The organism is Shewanella sp. YLB-07, from assembly GCF_009377275.1.
Genome location: NZ_VOQB01000003.1, coordinates 459466 through 479758 on the forward strand (window position 1 = coordinate 459466; position 20293 = coordinate 479758).

The 20293-nt window shown below is 43.3% G+C and carries 16 protein-coding genes; 6 read left to right on the top strand and 10 right to left on the bottom strand.

All coding sequences use genetic code 11. The features are described 5' to 3' along the window. The first annotated feature begins 175 nt into the window (after positions 1-175). A complete protein-coding gene (locus FS373_RS08845) occupies positions 176-544 on the top strand; it encodes a PilZ domain-containing protein (protein ID WP_144045404.1) in 369 nt (122 codons plus the stop codon). Positions 545-638: 94 nt separating this feature from the next. Here the strand turns inward: FS373_RS08845 and FS373_RS08850 are convergent, their stop codons facing one another. Together FS373_RS08850 and FS373_RS08855 are read right to left on the bottom strand one after the other, a co-directional pair. Then, positions 639-962, bottom strand: a complete 324-nt coding sequence (locus FS373_RS08850) for a hypothetical protein (RefSeq protein WP_227992629.1) — start codon at positions 960-962, stop codon at positions 639-641. 171 nt (positions 963-1133) lie between these two features. Beyond that, on the bottom strand, positions 1134-1487 hold the full coding sequence (locus tag FS373_RS08855) for a hypothetical protein (protein WP_152829280.1): 354 nt from the start codon (positions 1485-1487) through the stop codon (positions 1134-1136). Between the two features lie 1102 nt (positions 1488-2589). Here FS373_RS08855 and FS373_RS08860 point away from each other — a divergent pair. After that, positions 2590-5526, top strand: coding sequence for a hybrid sensor histidine kinase/response regulator (locus tag FS373_RS08860; RefSeq protein ID WP_152829281.1), 2937 nt, complete (start codon positions 2590-2592; stop codon positions 5524-5526). A gap of 100 nt (positions 5527-5626) precedes the next feature. Here the strand turns inward: FS373_RS08860 and FS373_RS08865 are convergent, their stop codons facing one another. Beyond that, on the bottom strand, positions 5627-6550 hold the full coding sequence (locus FS373_RS08865) for a GlxA family transcriptional regulator (protein ID WP_152829282.1): 924 nt from the start codon (positions 6548-6550) through the stop codon (positions 5627-5629). 99 nt (positions 6551-6649) lie between these two features. On the opposite strand from FS373_RS08865, the gene FS373_RS08870 reads away from it, so the two are divergent. Continuing rightward, a complete protein-coding gene (locus FS373_RS08870) occupies positions 6650-7213 on the top strand; it encodes a cysteine hydrolase family protein (RefSeq protein WP_152829283.1) in 564 nt (187 codons plus the stop codon). Between the two features lie 96 nt (positions 7214-7309). After that, positions 7310-7600 (top strand): putative quinol monooxygenase, encoded by a 291-nt coding sequence (locus tag FS373_RS08875; RefSeq protein WP_221937476.1) that lies wholly within the window; start codon positions 7310-7312, stop codon positions 7598-7600. A gap of 717 nt (positions 7601-8317) precedes the next feature. Here FS373_RS08875 and radA read toward each other — a convergent pair. Beyond that, a complete protein-coding gene (gene radA / locus FS373_RS08880; protein WP_144045400.1) occupies positions 8318-9691 on the bottom strand; it encodes a DNA repair protein RadA in 1374 nt (457 codons plus the stop codon). 330 nt (positions 9692-10021) lie between these two features. Between radA and FS373_RS08885 the strand changes: the two genes are divergently transcribed. Further along, entirely contained in the window at positions 10022-12433 is a 2412-nt protein-coding gene (locus FS373_RS08885; RefSeq protein ID WP_152829284.1) for a PilZ domain-containing protein, read from the top strand. A 31-nt stretch (positions 12434-12464) separates the two neighbouring features. Here FS373_RS08885 and FS373_RS08890 read toward each other — a convergent pair whose 3' ends face one another. Together FS373_RS08890 and serB are read right to left on the bottom strand one after the other, a co-directional pair. Next, the gene (locus FS373_RS08890; RefSeq protein ID WP_322619473.1) at positions 12465-13394 is read right to left on the bottom strand and encodes an alpha/beta fold hydrolase; all 930 of its coding nucleotides are present in this window, start codon (positions 13392-13394) and stop codon (positions 12465-12467) included. A gap of 248 nt (positions 13395-13642) precedes the next feature. Next, complete coding sequence (serB, locus tag FS373_RS08895) at positions 13643-14623, bottom strand: phosphoserine phosphatase SerB (RefSeq protein ID WP_152829285.1); 981 nt, start codon at positions 14621-14623, stop codon at positions 13643-13645. 78 nt (positions 14624-14701) lie between these two features. On the opposite strand from serB, the gene FS373_RS08900 reads away from it, so the two are divergent. Further along, on the top strand, positions 14702-15367 hold the full coding sequence (locus FS373_RS08900; protein WP_322619474.1) for a YtjB family periplasmic protein: 666 nt from the start codon (positions 14702-14704) through the stop codon (positions 15365-15367). A 267-nt stretch (positions 15368-15634) separates the two neighbouring features. On the opposite strand, the gene deoD is transcribed toward FS373_RS08900, so the two are convergent. The 4 genes from deoD to deoC form a co-directional block, all read right to left on the bottom strand. Then, a complete protein-coding gene (gene deoD, locus FS373_RS08905; protein WP_144045395.1) occupies positions 15635-16345 on the bottom strand; it encodes a purine-nucleoside phosphorylase in 711 nt (236 codons plus the stop codon). A gap of 139 nt (positions 16346-16484) precedes the next feature. After that, on the bottom strand, positions 16485-17702 hold the full coding sequence (locus tag FS373_RS08910) for a phosphopentomutase (RefSeq protein ID WP_144045394.1): 1218 nt from the start codon (positions 17700-17702) through the stop codon (positions 16485-16487). Positions 17703-17724: 22 nt separating this feature from the next. Next, the gene (gene deoA / locus FS373_RS08915; protein WP_144045393.1) at positions 17725-19056 is read right to left on the bottom strand and encodes a thymidine phosphorylase; all 1332 of its coding nucleotides are present in this window, start codon (positions 19054-19056) and stop codon (positions 17725-17727) included. A 187-nt stretch (positions 19057-19243) separates the two neighbouring features. Then, positions 19244-20017, bottom strand: coding sequence for a deoxyribose-phosphate aldolase (gene deoC, locus FS373_RS08920; RefSeq protein WP_144045392.1), 774 nt, complete (start codon positions 20015-20017; stop codon positions 19244-19246). Between the last annotated feature and the right edge of the window lie 276 nt (positions 20018-20293).

The window sequence follows — 20293 nt, forward strand, 5'->3', positions numbered from 1 at the left end:
AATAGCGACTTGGGCATTACTTTCTTTGGTTTCTCCTCTTTTTAGCGACTTCTTCCTAATAAAAACGCTAAGAATTTTTACACTCATTATAAGTTGGCATATGCTTATACTAATGCCATGCTATAGCTGAACTAAAGCTAAAGCATTTATGATTAAAGGTTATAAAGGAAGCGTTATGGACGAGAAACGTAAATTTTCAAGGATCCTATTTGCTACAGGCGCACAGCTAACTCAAGCAGATAAGGTCTGGGCGACCAAGATTCTCGATCTCAGTCTCAATGGGGCACTCGTTGAGGAACCCGACTCCTTTGCAGTAGATAATACGCCCATCATTCTCAGTTTCACTCTACAGGGCTCGGATATCGAAGTGCAGATGGAGACTCACCTTATCCATCAAAAATCTGGCCACCTAGGTCTTAGGTGTACACATATTGATGTAGATAGCATCAGTCACCTTCGCCGCATGATCGAACTCAATACTGGTGATTCATCTATGCTTAATCGTGAACTTGAGCTATTTATTGCAGACCACGAAAGTTCGTAACTGCTCATTTTTAGCCATATTATGTTAAGGGTAAACCCCTGATAAACTATATGACGGCTGAGTGAAGTCGGCAGCACATTCGTGATGACTAACGCTAGCCTTTAATTGCCGTCTCTAGTGCCAACGTCAGCATCTGATTAAAGCTGGTTTGTCGCTCTAAGGGACTCATCTCCCCGCCCTTAACCACGTGATCCGACACGGTAAGAATACTCAATGCCTGTACGCGACTTTCTGCTGCTATAGCAAACAGAGCTGCCGACTCCATATCTAAAGCCAAGATATTCATCTTAAGTAATGCCGGCAGCAGATTATCGGGATCGTCATAGAAAAAATCATTGGTAAATATGCCACCATAGCGAACAGGAGTCTCTAGCGCCTCGGCTGTTCGGAGCGAGTTTATAGCCGCGTGGTGAATCAACTCATCGAAATGGATCTTATCGAGAAGCTAGACAATCAACTCCACATCAAAGATATGCAAAAGCTAGCTCAATTCCTTGAAATGAAATAAGTCATAAATCTGAATCGTGAAAGGTATGCAAGTGCATAAACTGTCACCTTTATTTGCGACAGAAGCGATAAACTCTACTGCTTACATTTCATCTGTCACTATACAAAGGCCTGTAACCGCCTCTTCATCGTAAACTTGTACTGTAGCAAACAACTTGTGGTCAGCTAACGGATATTGGTTGTATGAAAGATAGGTAGGCGTTGCGCTAATGTCTTGACCATCAACCCCATCGATTCGATAAATGTTACCTAGTATAGGTGACTTGTACCCACCATCAATCTTAACTATCGACTCATTCGACCGCAGAATATTAATATTAGTCATAGTAATATCACCACCTTTGATCTTGCATGTTAGGTCACTTGCCTGCGCCACACCCGTCACTGCTGCAATGCTTAAGGTTGAGGCTAATAGGACTGTATTAAATATATTCATTGGGTGTTATCTCATTATATGGAATGGTTAGTGTGTGCTTGCACTGGTTAACTAGTTTGTGCCATGAATTTAGTAGAGTCATAAAAAAATATTCGCTATGACCCCGCTGGTGTTAAGCAGTGATATCTAAGAATATGCTTAATATGGCATAAAACTATCGCGCCATATGTTAGGTAGATCAACATTCTTTCAGGCCACCTTTGCCAAACCACATAATTTCGTCTTCCTTGAGCATAATTAACAACAAATTAAACCACTCAATGTTAATGGCATGCCTTTGAACCTCTTACTAAGCATTGAAAGATGCGCTTAAGTAGGAGGTAAATTTGCCCAGACCACGAAGCACTCATATAAGTATTGAGCAAAAGCGCCATTTATCATTGCTGTAGTACAACTGTTAGACTACGCCTACCTTAAGGGAGTTGATTATTATTCAAAAATATTATGAACATAGATGCGGCTAGAGTGATAAGTTCTGGCCTGTTGGCTTATGCAGTGTGTATATTTCATGCAGTAGATAGATGAAAATTTCTGTTTTGGGTGCATTTAACTATTTTCATATTGGGCGGTGTGTTTGAAGGTCTAGCCATCATTGTTATCTATTGCCTCCGGCGAGGGATGTGCACTCTTACTTTTACAAGGGTCTGCGAGACGCTGGTTCTTGATTTCAAAAGAGCCGCAACTGACATGCTCCGCGACTCCAAACAATGTCATGCATAACGGTCTGTTCAGCTTCCACGCTTCTGTTATTTAAAATTCTAGTTTTCACCAAACACACAAACCTACAACAACTGAAAATAAGCGGGGAAAGTCTCTGTAAAAATAGTTGACAATATAAGGTGATTGAAACTGACTACAAATACAAAGCAGACGTCAAAACCCAGTGGGGGAATACGTAAAAGAACAATTAATATCAAGCACTTACCTTGCCTACCTTTAAATAAATAGCTACAGTAAAGATACAAATCGCTATAGCATAGAAAATGCCAATAGCGCAGAATAAGTGAATGTAGGGGATGTGGCATAGGCCAATTCCAACAAGCTAGTTAATGCCTTAAAAACCAGGCAACACAGAAGCACTAAGACGTTATGAGGGTGGAGTATGGTGGGAATATATAAAAGCAAGGACAAGCTTGTCATAAGAAAAATATCCATTCGCTTCTACTTATTAATTTTTGTATTATTTGTTATTGGTATTATAGGTTCGAGTTTACTTGTAAACCTGAGTTCTCATATCGATGATTATATTATTATTGACAAGGCAACAACCGCTTTAGATAAAGCAAGATTAAATGAACTTGTTTACACCATAGATGGAAGATTACTCTCTTCTGATGAAATTAAGTTCAACATGGATGTGCTGATGAAGAGCTTTGAAGGACAGGAGTTAACTGGATACTTTAATGATTACCCAAATAAAGAAAAAGAATTCACTACTGCGCTAGAAAGATATAAGAAACAATTTAAGACTTTTATAGAACACCAACGTATGTTCAACGAAGGCAAAAAATCTATCATATTATCAGCAAAGAACTTAACTTCTAACCTGATAAAACTAACTCAATTTAAAAAAGATGAAACAAATGACAACCTTATAAAAATAAAGCAATTATCATCGAGTGCGGACATTGCACACAATGTAGTTAAAACAACTGCTGACGTTAGAATTAAAGCGCAAAGAATAATGAACTTATTGAGAAATTATGAAGGGGATGATGCTGATAGAAACATCATGATTTCTCAAGTGAGTTCAATAATTGAAAATTTATCCATGACAAACAAAGAAGAGTTTTTAATCACAATCAACAAGGCAAATAGTTTTTTAACCTTGTTATTGGGAAAATCAACGCGAAATAAATTACAAGTTGCAGGTGTAAGCCTTATTGATGCGGTAAATATTCTTGACAATTTTCAACATGAAATGTTAAGCGGGGCTGAACATCGAGTTTTAAATGCTGAAAAATTAATGTTAAACGAAGTAAGCTCACTAAAGGAGGTCAACCTTCTTACTTTAGATATTACCGAATTAAGATTGTATGAAGATGAATTCTACACATCTATGAGTGAAAACTCTTTTTTCAATAAGAATATAGTCCTAAAACACCTCAAACATACGCAAGAGCAAGCTATTTTAGTCACGAAGCAAAGTATTGGAGATAAAGAAGCTAAATTGCTAAGCGTAATAACTCATGCATTGGATCAATATAGACAGAACTTCGAATCATCCATTAACAAGTCAATTGAAATAGCAGCTATAAAAGCGAGTATGCATGCTTCTGCGATTACAGCAGACAGTTATCTAGTTGACATGCAAGAAAAAGAATCACAAGGCATTAAACAAGCGAATAAAATAACTCAAAATATCTGGTGGCTTGCAGGGCTGTTTTTTATGTCTCTGACTGCCTTATTAATGTCAGTTCGCCGCTCTCATAATGAAGTAGTAGAGCTCACCCAGAATTTAAATCAAGCCATCACTGACGCGGAGCGGGCAAAAGAAGCAAAATCCTTTTTCTTGGCAAATATGAGCCATGAGATCCGCACCCCAATGAATGCCATTATTGGAATGACAGATCTAGCACTTCAAAATGATATCGACTCTGAAACAAGTTCTTATATCCGTGATGCTAATCATTCGGCCAAATTATTATTAGGGATCATTGATGATATTTTAGATTTTTCTAAAATTGAAGCCGAGAAGTTGACTCTGGAAGAGGTCGATTTTGATATCAGAAATGTCATCAGAGATTTTGAGACTGTTATCCGTAACAGGGCCCAGGAATCGAGTGTGACCTTAAGAGTTAACATAGATGATAAGGTCCCACATATTTTAAGAGGTGATCCATTACGTGTGTATCAAGTACTGCTCAACCTGGGGAGTAATGCGGTTAAGTTTACCCATCAAGGCTGCGTTTGCTTATCAGTAAGCAATATCAGTGATACAAGTGACCCAGCTCGTTTAGGATTGTTTATAGAAGTCCAAGATACAGGTATCGGAATGAGCCAACAGGAGACCGAGAATTTATTCCAGTCTTTCACCCAGGCTGACTCATCTACCTCACGTCACTTTGGAGGGACGGGATTAGGGTTAGCTATCACCAAACAGCTAGTCGAGTCCATGGATGGGGATATTCGCATCGAAAGTGAAAAAGGCGTGGGCACCAAATTTATGGTTAACGTCTATTTTAAATCCCCTATTTCTACACTTATTTCTGATGGGCTTGCTGATGCAACTAAAGAGGCTATGGCTGACAATATTGCCGCCATTCGCGGGAAAAAAATCTTACTCGCAGAGGATAATGAAACAAACCAGAGGTTGATAAACGCTTTGTTTCAGAAAAAAGGGCTCAATATCACCATAGTGAACAATGGACTTGAGGCGGTTAAAATTTTAGAAAGAGAGCAATTCGATGCTGTGTTAATGGATTGTCAAATGCCTGTTTTAGATGGTTATCATGCAACACAGAGGATAAGGGCTGAACTAAAGTTACATGAACTCCCTATCATCGCCCTCACTGCCAACATCATGTACGAAGATAAGCAGAGAGCATTTGCATCAGGCATGAATGATGTCATAGGCAAACCTATCAATTTCGAAAAACTTCTCGCCTCTCTGGCTCAACATCTGACTAAAGATGATATACCTTGGATTCAGCCCCACGATGCAAGTTTGCCGATGAATGTCGACTTAGAAGATGTAAGCAAAAAAGATAAGCTGATCTTAGATCTGGATGCGGGATTAAGGATAACAGATCATGACGAGGAGCTATATGCAGAGCTGCTCGAATATTTTATTGAGAGTTATTCCAACTTAGATATGTCATCTATTCATAGAACAAATAATGAAGTCAGCAACTTACTACATGAACTAAAAGGTGTTGCATCCAACATAGGGGCAACGGCATTAGCTGAACTTAGTTCAAAATATGAGATTGAATCTAAATCAGTAGCCTTGAATAAACAGCAAATCTTGTCATTCAACAGTTTGCTGAACCAAACCAATAGAGAGATTAGCGAGTATTTATCTCTTAGCCGAGCGTAATACATTCAGCTTTCAACTTGGTTGTATCCATCAGCAACAAGTCATGCAAAGCATGTAGGGCGGATATCTTTATCAGTTAAGAAACCTATTCACAGACCATTCAAACGAATCTAGCTTTAAATGCTGATGGACTTAACCCTATAATTTTTATAAACACTTTACGAAAACTATTTACGTCATCATAACCAATATTCTGGGCTATTTTCTCAAAACTCTGAGGAGTAGTTTCTAATAATTCACACGCTTTTTGAACCCTAACCTTCTGAATATACTGTATGGGCTTTAAGTTTGTTACATTGGTAAATTGACGTAAAAATGTTCGCTCACTCATACAGGCTAATGTGGCTAACACGGGAACATTCAGTGTTTCACTGTAATTTGCTTGGATGTAGTGCTGAGCTTGCAATATTTGTTTATTGCCGTGATTAAATTTTGGCGTAAAACTGCCATAGTAACGTTGCTCCCTTTTACCAGTATCAACAATAAGAAATTTTCCAAGTGTACGCATAATGTGTGGCTTGGCGAAAAGAGCAACTAATTCTAGCCCTAAATCAATCCACGACATTAGGCCTCCTGCACTAATTATATCTCCATCATTGACAAGCAAACTCTCAATTTCAAGCGATACCTTGGGGAAAAGTTCATTAAATTCATCAGCTAATTGCCAGTGTGTTGTAGCCACTCGATTGTCTAACAAACCCGTTTTGGCAAGTATATATGCCCCCGCGCAGGCAGAGCATAATATTGCTCCCTTTTGATGCGCATCGTTGAGATATTGCAATAAACCTGGTTGAGGCGTGAGGTAATAATTGCCATCGAAATTCGGCGGGAGAATAACAATATCATGCCGACTCATTCCATCTAAGTCTCTGTCAGGTTGAATGAGCTCGACAGTAAACTGAATTTCAAGCTGATTGTCTTGAATGACCTTATTGGCTAATAAAAACAGCTCTCTGAAACCCTGTACTGCACTTTGCAGGGCATTAGGGTAGTCGATAATTACGATATGAATACACTTTGTCATTTTTAGACTGATTTTTGGCTATTTCGCCATAGGTACAATTGATTGGTGTTTTGCATAATAGCCTCAACAAACAACCTGAACAACACAAGAGAGATGATTATGTCTAATACCGCTTTGTTACTCATTGATTTTCAAAATGACTATTACCCATCATATGCTGGTGCTAAATGGCCTTTATCAGGCACAGAAGCAGCCGCATCAAATGCAACAAGGCTATTAACAGCGTTTCGTAAGCAAGGTTTGCCTGTAATACATGTTCGTCATGAGTTTCCTTCGTCTGACGCGCCGTTTTTTTTGCCTGAATCTGAAGGTGCAAAAATTCACAACAGCGTAGCACCGCTTGAGGGGGAACCCGTTATCTTGAAACATCAGATTAATAGCTTTCGAGGTACAGGGTTACAAAATATCCTTGATGAATTAAATGTAGGTAAATTAGTTATCCTTGGTGCAATGAGTCATATGTGCATTGACGCTGTTACTCGTGCAGCAGTTGATTTGGGCTATGAATGCAACGTAGCTCACGATGCATGCGCAACATTGGATCTCGAGTTTAATGGCATCACAGTACCAGCCAGTCACGTACATCATGCTTTTATGGCGGCATTAAGTTTTGGTTATTGCAATGTAGACAGTACCGATAAATTATTAGACTTAGTTGGTTAGTAACCCTAACCACTGACAATATTCAAAGTGCAAGGGAAGCTATGCTTCCCTGTTTTAAGTTAATAGATTTCATATTGATAGTTAAGGCAATAAACAATGCAGAAAATGACAACATTTGAATTTCAGGCAAAAGAAGGACAATCAGAAGCTTTACTGTCTTTCTTTAAAAAAATATTACCTGCAACAAGGAGTTTCCCTGGCAATAAAGGAGTTGAGACTTCACGTTTATCTGAGAGTGAATTCATTATCATTGCTTACTGGGAGCTTGAAAGTCACTTAGGAAAATATCTTGATTGGAGAGAGAAAAGCGGTGATTTTTCCATTCTACTTAGTTTCCTTGTCCAAGCACCTAAAATAATAACTTATGAAGTACTTGAAGGAGTTTAGCTTAGCTAAAAAACATATTGAATTACCTTGTTATGATCTGTTTTCTATTTGAGAGGCATATGGTGTCTATCGAAAAGAAGGTAATAAGATATTAGGATCGCCCATCTATCGGGTTATGCTATTGACTCTCAATACTGGTTTCCCAGCGATTTCACCTCTTCCGGCGTCGGGGGGGAAATAATCAGGGTGTGTTTTAGGTAACAAACGCGGCCAATGTCAAAATGCTTCAATGGTTACGGCAGTAGCACGACCCGATTCTGGACAGGGCGAACTCATAAAATGAACTCCGCTTAGGGTGTTACGTTTATGGGCTGCTCCGCATTTTTTAGAGGCCAGTTCTATGACCGCAACAGTGACTTATAACCTGCATATTTCAGAAAAGAAGACTTTAATCGAAGAGATAAATAATGAGGTGTAAAGCGGCTGTGCTCTTCTACAGTAGGGACGCAGCCATAGAGGCTGCAGGACCACTTTTTCCGTTAAATATAAAAAGCTTAGCGTCACATAAGTGTTTGCACATAAGGTCATTCACATCTATCCCATAAGGATATGAGACATGTCTCGAGGTGTAGGGAGCATCTCTGACCATGTGTACGGACATACGTATATCCGTACACAACAGCCACCGCAGATGATAGGTTAAATTAAAGCTATGGACTTCAATAAACTAAACTAACACCAAACCTGCCAAATGAAGCCACAAAAAAATTAGTAGAGTTAATTTATTAACTCAAGAAAATCATGGATAGTCTTCACCGGATGAATCTTAGCCCCTAGCCCTTCCATCGACTTATGATAGTTGCGGTGCGGAATATAGATCTCGGTAAAGCCATGCTGCACCGCTTCTTTCACTCTAGGTACACCGCTATCTATGGGGCGCACATCACCATTCAAGCTGAGCTCACCCATGATGCAGGTGGTTCTGGGCACCACAAAATCATTTAAGCTACTGAGTAATGCGGTGACTAATGCCAAGTCGATACAGGTTTCAGATTCATCGATTTTCAAGCCGCCGACTAAGTTGAAGTAGGTATCATGAAAAATCTTAGTTCGAGTATGCTTACGCAGTATGCCAGTCAGCATCTTAATACGGTTCATATTGAGGCCGACACAGACTCGCTGCGGAAACTCACCTTCAGTTTCCGTGGTTAAACACTGGATCTCGAGCAACAAATTACGGTTACCCTTGCGAATACAGGTGATCGCCGCTCCTGGAGATTCAGTCGTCGAACCCGAGAGGAAAATCTCGCTGGGGTTATCGACACTGAGCATGCCCCGTTCAGTCATCTTGAAGATACCAACAGTATCGACATCACCGAAGCGGTTCTTATTAGCTCTGAGGGTACGAATTTGACCATCGTTGCACTCGAGATGAGTGAGGCAATCCACGATATGGATCAGTGTCTGTGGGCCGGCAGTTTCATTATTTTTATTGACGTGGGCCACGAGGAACATGGTGACGTTATTTTGCTTACAGTATTGGGTCAGCGCCTGAGCACTGCTCTTCACTTGAGAGGGGGAGCCTGGACTCCCATTGGCGAGATCTGTGACGACCGCCTGAATCGAGTCGATGACGGCAAATTTAATCTGCTTAGCATCGAGCTCGGCAATGATGGCTTCGACGCTCGTTTCAGCCATCAGGTACAAGTTGTCTTCATTACAGCTTAACTTAAGACGATTCACACGATTCTTAAACTGTGACAAGGACTCTTCAGCGGTACAGTATAGCGATGGCATCACTTGGGACATGCGAGATATAAGGTCTGATAACAGAGTCGTCTTGCCCGCTCCAGGGTCACCTGAAATAATATTCACTGAGCCTGTGGTTAAACCACCACACAGCACCCGGTCTAGTTCACCAATGCCAGTGAGCATCTTCTCGGCTTCGACTTCTCTAATTTCGTTGAGTTTCTTAGAGCCACCGCCAACCGCACCCGCATAACCAGACACAGAAGAACCCGCTGACTTGATTGACCCTAAGCGTACCTCTGTGATGGTATTCCACTCGGTACAGGCGCTACACTGCCCCTGCCAGCGAGGAAAATCCTGCCCACATTCATTACATACAAATGCTGTTTTATTTTTAGCCATAGCTCTTTATTACAATAAGTTAAAAAATTGAGTTAACTTAACAATTAACCCATAAGTTCAAGAAGAATAACGTACAACGAAAGCCAATAATGACTTAAAATAAAAGTGAATGAACACATACTATTTGAGGCTTAAGTGGGTATGCCGATATACGGCAACACAGATAACCAGTGTTCGTCAATAATAATAACGACTTAAATACGATAACTGGCCTTATTAAGTATCAAGTAATACCAGATTTTGCCGACATGATACTATTAACCGCCTTAGTTTTCAGCCCACAAGACTAGTAGATACGATTGCATAAGCCCTCTAAGAAGAAGCGAGTAGATGAGTTTAGACGAACATAGTGCCCTAATTGAACAGCTCAAGCCCCTGCTAATGGAACCCGATTTCCATGAGCTATTTGATAGTCTGACCACAGACGAATCGAATTCAACTCGCTTCTTACTCAAGATGGAGCTCAATCGCATCTCCTCGCTCTGCACTCGCATCATAGATCTAAGAGACAAATCTGAATTGCCCTGTGAAGAACTTATCCATGGTAAGCAGCAGCACTTCTTAGATGATCCAGCCAAAGAGAGTTTCCTCGAATCGGTGGCACTCTACCGTGATCAGTACACCTTAGGTGTTTATGAGAATGTCATCGAAGCCCACAAACTCAGAAAGCTAAAACTGAGGGGGGGGAAAAACCAGGATGATCTTCCATTCGCTCCCTACCTGGCACAAGGGGTTGTCTTAGGCAGTTATTTCAATCGTAGTGAAGAGAGAATGAACTACAGCATACGTATCTCGGTACTTCAGCCTAACCGCACAGAGATACAAGGGATCACGGTAGACTTGTCTGTCGGCGGAGCCAGAATTCGGCTCCCCCTAAAACATCATTTCGAGCTGGATAAACCCATCAGAGTTAAGTTACTCGAACTAGGTGAAGAATATTATTATGAAGACTTGCAACAAGGAGTCGACTACGAAATAGTCGATACACAAACCAGCAATGAATATTGCTGGTTGCGGCTCAAACGTGTCGGTGGATCCGACGCTCTATCAGAAATGCTATCTAACCTGATCAGAGGCTATAAATTCAGATATAAAGTCGATATCAACGATGTGCTAGTGGCGGCTACCGGCTTAGGCTTCGAACGCCACTATCTGCCTCACCTGCCTCATTTGCCTCTGTATCTTGAATCCATTGAGGATACGTATCAAATTACCCATAAATTGCTCAGTCGGGATAACCAACAACTACAGTATTACTTTCAAGACGAACATGATATTAGCCAGCTATCGGGGATGCTATCCGATAGTCGCTTGAAAACCCTGTTTAATGAGCCTGAAAATAAAGACCACCAACTATTTTTTTGCTTTACCTTTCATACTCAAGGGCACATCTACTTCTATTCAGCGACATTGGCCGAGCTTAAACAGCAAGATTTACTGGCACTCTTCTTTAGTTTCGGTGCCAGTAAGCCTTCCTGGAAAGTCTTTAAGCTGGCACACCATGAGATCGATCACGCAAAATCCTACAAGGCCTCCATGCTCCCCGGTGATGACGTCAATTACAGCGCCCTAACTGAAGCCCAGCTAAAACGCTTTACCCATGTGCTACAGCTTATGGACCTCACGACTGCTGAATCCCAGCAAGATTACCTGTCTTGGGGCAACATATGTAAAAGCAAAGCTAATGAATTAAAAGTTTTCGGACAACAGAAAGTCAAAAGCAATCCGATAAAGCTGCTTTCGCTTCAGTTCAGTGAACGCCGAAATGAGGCACGCTACTCCTTCAAGACTCAGGTGAAGTTAAGCCAAGGTAAGCTATCAATCACAGGGTCGACCCATGATATATCGAGCAAGGGACTACAATTAACCTTAGATGAAGCCACTCAATTTGATAAAACGGCGCCGATACACCTTGGATTTCCAAAGCTACAGCAGATATCGGGTAAGGTTCAACTCAGCCATCTTCCCTATCGATTGATCAAGACCCGTAAAAAAGGCGGTACAGTTCATCTCGCTGCGGTAATGGGACATACTCCCCATATCGGAGTCGAGTTTATCAATAAGCTCATCATTCATAACAGAGACAAGTTAGAGAAGATTACCGAAGCCAACAGCGAGAAGAAAGAGCTCGCCGATGGTTTAAAGAACTTATTGATGCGTCACCTGGACTCTGTACCCTATTTTGTAGAAAAAACACAAAAATCGGCAAAAATCTCGATGATTGGAGTCGGTACTCATAAGAATGTCATCACAGATATATTTGCCGCTTCAACGAGCCAATCATTGGAATATAACTTAGAGTCATTGCTCAAAGATGGTCGTTTAAAGAGAGATTTTATCGATCCGATCCGCGCTCTTAAGCCCCAGGATGGCCTAGAATACTTTGAAACCTATCTGCAGGTGTCCAGACAATCTCAGGGAAAAGTCAGAGTAAAGTGTATTTCACCCGATGAGATAGGCGATCTCAATGCCAGACAACACTTTATCCGCCAGAGCAATAATTTAGGTCGGTTTATGGCCCTCAGGATCTACCGAGGTGCGACAGGAAAACCCGACCTCAACTATATTCGACGTGAAATGGAATATATCGGCATTCACGCTCATCACAAATGCAAGAAGCTCGAAGAGCTAATGTGGCGGATCATAGGTGTCGGTGAACTACTGGACATCACAGAAGAAGTATTACTGAGATACCCGCAGCTTCATCAGACAGAGCCAGGCCTCACAGCAGATGCTGGTTAAATTAATTATCTAGAATATGAGTTCCTAGGATCTAGGAACTCGCCCCTTCAGACTGTTCATACCACATCTTTACCTGCTCGAAGTGATCACCCGCTGCATCTCTGTGAGTCAACATATCGGCATGACCGTAATCATGGCGATAACCTTCAGCCTTTGACAACAAGGTGTAGCGAACGTCCGAGAACTGACATTCCTGAATCATTCTTAGCACATCTTCTGGGTGTCCCAACACCTCGTCTCCAAGTCCGGCAATAAACCAGGCTTTGGGCCACTTGCCTTGCTTAGCCGTGTTGATGGCGGCTTTGCCATAATCGAAACCATCATCGTGATCGATCCAATCACCGCGCACCCAATCAATACTCTGAGCCAGAGAGGAGCGACTCTCATTATCCATCCCCATACGCCAACGATCGGCGGCCAGATAACCATGAGACCAAGCTATTAGCGGCGCCACCTTGTTCCAGCCGATATCGACCATCATCCATTTTTTCAGGGATTTAATCTTGATGCTACGCTTAGTACCAAAGGTAACCAGAGAAGCTATGCTCTCTTGGAACAACGGGAATCTGGATATGGCACTGGCCATCAGCACACCGCCCCACGAATGGCCGCACCAGTGAATGGGTGGATTATTCGGATGCAGGGAAACGATATAGTGATGTATTAAGGGTAACTGATCTCGAATGACCTGACCTTGACCGGGTTTAGATCCCCGCCGTAATTTAGGCGTACTCAATCCACGACCATATGTGTCGAGCACATATACCACAAAACCCGACTCTGCCAGAAAACAGGCCAAGCCCTTACCTGAGTCACTGTAAAATACCCGACCGTTAGACATGGCACCATGGAGCATGAATATTGGCGGTTTGCTCATGTCTGCATTCACAGGCTTAATTTGTCGAAGGTGCAGTTTCCCATCCAGATAGGGAATAAATATCGAGTGTTGTTCAATGGCCACGGCGTATATCTTATTTTATATAGAGATTAAATTAGCTAATAAATTACTGAGTCAACAAACAAAAAACAAGCGCAATTACTCAATCTGACTCGAGTCAAACAAGCGACGAAGGAAAACCTAAGTGATCAGAGGTTATAGAGGACAGTTTTAAACGAAAAATGAAATACGATACAAATACACTCGATCGGAAGAGATAAACCTCCCTTCCGACCAAATAACATCTCACACCACTAGACTAATGTTACCCACTAACTCAGTAGCAACAAGTAGGGTAGAGCCTTAAGGTTGAGCTTGCTGATGGCGACATCGGCCGCCTGCTCGAGTTTAGGTTTCCCATGGTAAGCGATACCGTAATCCGCGGTCTCGATCATGGGGATATCATTGGCACCATCGCCGATGGCGAGTCTTTGACCCACAGGAATTTGCCACCGCTCGGCGCAGCTGAGCACAGTGTCGGCCTTAAATTGCGCATCGACAACCTGGCCGGTAACGGTTCCGGCAAGTTTACCTTGTTCGATAACCAACTCGTTTGCATATGCGGCATCTAAACCCAGAAGCTGTTTCAGATGACCAACGAAAGGGGTGAAGCCGCCGGAGGCCACCACGAGTTTCCAGCCATAAGACTGTAACTCTTCGACTGACTCGACGAGTCCGGGCATCAAGGGCAGCCGATCGCACAAGTCTTGAATGATCTTCTCATCGGCACCTTCGAGCTGAGCCACACGCGCACGCAGGCTCTCTTCGAAATCCAATTCGCCTTGCATGGCACGCTCAGTCACTTCGGCAACCGCTGCACCGACTCCGGCCATCACGGCGAGCTCATCGATACACTCGATCTCTATCGCCGTGGAGTCCATGTCCATCACTAAAAGGCCAGGCTGATTTAACTTCGCCTGCTTATCTGAAATAGGAAAGGTCTCAACCCCTTGGATGGAGGATATCAGTTGCATCTGTGCCTGATTTAGCGGCTCAGCGGCACAAATTTCGATGCAATTGAGTCCAGTTTTACGCTCAATAATCGCTAAACTCAAATCTTGCTGCAACTGACCTATGGCCGCGACGAGTGCAGCTTCATCTGATTTATTATCAAAGACACAACGAATTCTCATCTCGCAGAGCGGAGCATGGGTCTCCGTATGCTTGGCCAAAGTCTGACTCTGATATTGAAAACGGTTATTTTCTCCACTCGATAACCAAGAAAACAGCAAGGTATGGCTCAGACTTTTCATTAGTAATGCTTCTCCAACTACCGGGCAAGGCAATAATCAATTATGATTAGCTAAACCCTTCAAAAATACAGGTATATAGTGTTTTTTCTTAAAGGTCTGAAAAAGAGCCATAGAATTAGCAGGCTAGTGCAGATGGTAATAGCCATCACCTTAGCCGTGGGTCTTATCCAGTTGTGGGAAACTAGCCTACTACAAGGGCAGCAGCTTCTAAAGTCCCAAACACAAAAGATGGCCAGATTACTGGTTCAACAAACGGCTTATGGCGCAGCTCCGGCGCTGCAACTGCAAAATGATGAACAACTACAATGGTTAGCCAGCACACTGGTTTTAGACCCTAAGGTGATGTCAGCCAGCATTTTCAGTGAGGACGGACAGAGGCTAGCATTTGCCCAGAGCGTTACCGATGAGGAGTTGGAGCCAGACTCACAGGAGTTGAGCCAGCTATTGGAACGCTACCCACCTTATGTCGAAGCGGTAACCCAAGATGGTAATAACTTGGGTTTTATCGAGGTGAGACTGGAACCCAGACTCTTCTTCAATGAGATAAAAGAAGCCCATCAGATCCATATGGAACAGCAGCAGATGATGCTCGTCATAGCGGGTCTGATAGGCATGCTATTGTCCCGTTCACTGTCATTTAAACGTGCCGATTTCGACAGACGTAAGACTCGCGCAAAATTAAGAAAGAAGCCAAAGCTGTTGAAGAAGAATAAAGTGAAAAAGGAAGAAGGGACGAGTTCCTAGAACCTAGGAACTCGATTTGAGTTCTAAGTAAATAGACAATTAAGCATAGTTTTGGAACACAGCTTATTGTCTTTTCCACTAGGGCAAAGCACGTCGTACAGGCGTAGCCGTCCCTGCAACGATAGGCCGAAGGCCTTCGTCTAAACGTTTGACTTTAATGTCAGACACAAAAAAGGGCTCTAATGAGCCCCTATTTTGTACATGAATGTACTTATCCCCGATCGCACGGATAGCGATGGAGGGGATTATAAACAACTAAAAGTGAAATTACAGAGTAATAGCCGCTTCTAGTGTCATTTCGATCATTTCGTTGAAGGTAGACTGACGCTCATCGGCAGACGTCTTCTCACCAGTACGGATATGATCAGATACAGTAACGACACATAAAGCCTTAGCACCGAACTCTTTCGCTACACCGTAAAGACCGGCAGCTTCCATCTCGACACCTAGAATGTCCATCTTTTCCATCACGTCGAACATCTCTGGATCCGGTGTGTAGAAAAGATCTGCTGAGAACAAGTTACCGACGCGGTACTTAATACCTTTAGCATCGGCAGCCTTAACAACAGCGCTAAGCAGACCGTAATCGGCGATAGCAGCGAAATCTTGGCCCTTGAAACGTAGACGGTTAGCTTGTGAATCAGTACTTGCACCCATACCGATCAATACGTCACGTACTTTAACGTCTGTGCTAACAGCGCCACAAGTTCCAACACGGATCAGGTTCTTAACGCCGTAATCTCTGATAAGTTCAGTAGCATAGATAGAGCAAGAAGGAATGCCCATGCCTGAACCCATAACTGAGATACGAACGCCTTTATAAGTACCGGTAAAACCAAACATGTTACGCACGTCAGTCACTTGCTCAACGTTCTCCAGGAACGTCTCAGCTATGTATTTAGCGCGAAGTGGATCGCCTGGAAAAAGAACAGTATCCGCGAATGCGCCGTCAACAGCATTAATATGTGGTGTAGCCATCTATATAACCCCTTATATATTTGTAACTTAAACTAGTACTAAAATTAGTATTAAGTCTTATTTATGGCGGCCATCATCTAAACCGCCAAACTTAAAAGCAGTACTAAGCTAATCGATATCAACTTAGTACTAAAATGTATTACTTAACGAAAGACTCGCCATATTCCATCGGCTCTAACTTGAAATAAGTTGCGATAGATTGACCTATATCAGCGAAACTCTTACGACGTCCCAGAGAACCGGCTTCGAGTCCGGCGCCCAATGCCAATACAGGCACACGTTCACGAGTATGATCTGTGCCTTTCCAGCTTGGATCACAGCCGTGATCGGCTGTTAATATCAGCAGGTCATCTTCGTTGAGCAGTTCAAGCATCTCAGGCATACGGGAATCGAAATATTCCAGCGCCTTGGCATAACCGGCGATATCGCGGCGATGACCGTAATGAGAGTCGAAATCAACAAAGTTAGTGAAAACTATGCTTCTGTCACCCGCTTGTTTAACTTGCTCAAGCGTTGCATCAAACAAGGCTTCGAGGCCAGTCGCCTTCACCTTCTTGGTAATGCCGCAGTGTGCGTAGATATCGGCAATTTTGCCGACACTGACCACTTCCCCGCCATCGGCAGCAAGTTTGTCCAGTACCGTCTTCGCAGGTGGCTCTACCGCATAATCACGACGATTACCGGTCCGCTCAAAATCGCTGGCACAAGTACCGACGAAGGCGCGCGCAATCACACGGCCAATATTATATGGCTCAAGCTCTTCTCGCGCAATTTGGCATAGAGTGTAAAGATTCTCTAGGCCGAATGACTCTTCATGACAGGCGATCTGAAAAACTGAATCAGCCGAAGTATAGAAGATAGGCTGGCCGTTGCGCATATGCTCTTCGCCCAGCTCTTCTAATATCGCCGTACCAGACGCATGACAATTACCCATGTAGCTGTCGAGTCCAGCACGGGCTAGAATCTTATCGGTCAGCTCTTTCGGAAAAGAATTAGTCAGATCGGAGAAGTATCCCCACTCGTATAAGACTGGCACACCCGCCATTTCCCAATGACCACTAGGCGTATCTTTACCTGTGCTCAGCTCATCGGCATGCCCATAGGCGCCGATCACTTCGACATTGTCACTAAAACCCGCGGCAAATTCACCAGTACTCTCTTTACCCGCCATGGCTAGACCAAGACGACAAAGATTAGGTAATTTAAGTGGTCCTTGACGGCCGATATCGGCTTTACCTTCGGCACAAGCTTTAGCTATGCTACCGAAAGTATCGGATCCTATATCGCCGAAAGATGCTGCATCACTTGCAGCTCCTACACCGAATGAGTCCATCATCATGATGATTGTTCTTTTCATAAAAACCTCTTACGCAGCCTATTTACAGATCTTCGGCGCGTATATAACGATAAATTTCAGGCGTCTTCTCGGGGCGAGTCTCTGCAACCTGAATAGCATTTCTTACAGCAGTAGACGCTTCTTCGAAAGCGCTCTCTGACTGAGCGTGGATCATGGCAATCGGCTTGTCCTTGGTGATCTCATCACCTAAGGCGCAAACCTGAGTCAAGCCGACACTGTAATCCAGTGCGTCACCAGGTTTACGGCGTCCACCACCTAAGGTGACCACAGCCATACCTAGCTCTCGGGTATCCATGGCTGAGGCGAAACCTGTTTGCTCGGCATAAACCGGGCGCACAATTTTAGACTCAGGCAGATACAGACCTGGATTTTCGATAAAATCTGTCGGACCACCGAGTCCTGATATCATGCGGCCAAAAATTTCAGCAGCCTTACCATTGTCGAGTACTTTATTCAGTTTAACTCGCGCTTCAGCTTCATTTGCGGCTAGGCCACCGAGTTGCAGCATTTCTGCACATAGACCCATGGTGACTTCGTATAAACGTGGATTGCGGTATTTTCCGGTAAGAAAATCCACCGCCTCTTTCACTTCGACGGCATTACCGGCACAAGAAGCTAAGACCTGGTTCATATCGGTAAGTAGTGCTGTTGTCTTAGTCCCGGCACCGTTCGCTACGGCAGTAATGCTACGAGCCAGCTCTTCAGAGGCTTCATAGGTTGGCATAAATGCGCCACTGCCGACTTTGACGTCCATTGCCAGAGCATCGAGACCCGCTGCCAATTTCTTAGAAAGAATTGAAGCAGTAATAAGGGAAATTGATTCGACGGTGGCGGTATTGTCACGGATAGAATAGAAACGTTTATCGGCAGGAACCAGATCGCCGGTTTGACCTATGATGGCCACGCCCGCCTCTTTAACCACTTTTCTGAACAGGGCACTATCTGGCTCGGTTTGATAACCTGGAATAGCATCAAACTTATCTAAGGTGCCACCGGTATGACCTAGGCCACGACCCGATATCATAGGCACATAACCACCACAAGCGGCAGCCATTGGGCCAAGCATCAAGCTGATCACGTCACCGACGCCGCCAGTGCTGTGCTTATCTATGATAGGACCGTTAAGGTCCAAACTCTGCCAGTTGAGTACTGTGCCTGAGTCACGCATGCATGTGGTCAGCGCAATACGCTCATCCATGTTCATGTCGTTGAAGTAGACTGCCATACCAAAGGCCGCAATTTGACCTTCTGAAACAGTATTGTCGGTGATGCCTTTAACGAAGAATAGGATCTCTTCTTTAGACAAGGCTTCTGCGTTGCGTTTTTTACGAATTATCTCTTGTGCTAGAAACATGGTACTGCCTCCAAGTCTGTAACTAAAATTCAGTTTTAAGCCACAAACTCTTTTATAAAACACTAAAACTGTAACTTTGCTACATTTGATACTAGCCGAGTTTCAGTGCCTTCAATTAGATTTAGATCACACTTAACTAAAAAGATTAGCCTTATTCTTCACATTAAAAGAATAAGGCTATTGTGACTTAGTAGCCCTGCTTACCTTTAGCAGCTTCACCAAGCTCTAAAGTGTGCAGCAGGTTAACTAGTAGACTAGAAGCACCGAAACGGAAGGTACGTGGAGTAGCCCAATCATCGCCAAGAAGACGAGCGGCTACGCCTAAAAATTCTTTGGCAGCTGCGGCATCACGAACACCACCTGCAGGCTTGAAACCCACTTTAGTGTTCTTCTCACTGATCACTGTCATCATGATCTCAGCCGCTTCTAGCGTGGCATTGACCGCGACTTTACCGGTTGATGTCTTGATGAAATCGGCACCGGCATCGATACAAAGCTCAGAGGCTTTACGGATAAGGGCTGGATCTTGAAGCACACCAGACTCGATGATAACTTTTAGCAGAACATCTTCACCACAGGCTTCTTTACAGGCTTTAACTAGCTCGAAACCAACAGTTTCGTTACCTGCCATCAGGGCGCGGTATGGGAAAACCACATCGACCTCATCTGCACCGTAAGCAACGGCTGCACGAGTCTCTAATACTGCGATAGCGATATCATCGTTGCCGTGTGGGAAGTTAGTCACTGTCGCGATACGTACGCTTTCAGCGCCCATTTCGTTCAGTGTCTTACGGGCAATAGGGATGAAACGTGGATAGATACAGATAGCGGCGGTGTTACCTGCTGCAGTCTGGGCTTTATGACAAAGCTCGATCACTTTCTGATCGGTATCGTCGTCATTAAGGGTAGTTAAGTCCATTAATTCAATGGCTTTTTGTGCAGCTTGTTTTAAATCGCTCATAATAGTTCTCCGAAACAATATTCAATGTGTAAAAGTTCAAATAGTAAAATTGAAATAGAAATCTACTTATGACAGTGCCAATAGGGGGCATTTTGATTATTGTTATGGCCGGGCCTTCGGGCAATGCCTAAGATATCGAAATTCGATATCTGTTTATTCAGGTATTCAGCGTTGCTCGCGATTTTTTAATCATAATCGGTAACAACAATCCTGACACTAGGTCACGACTTGAATCCTTGAAGACCGGGAAGGGGAACTGAGTCATTACAACTAGAG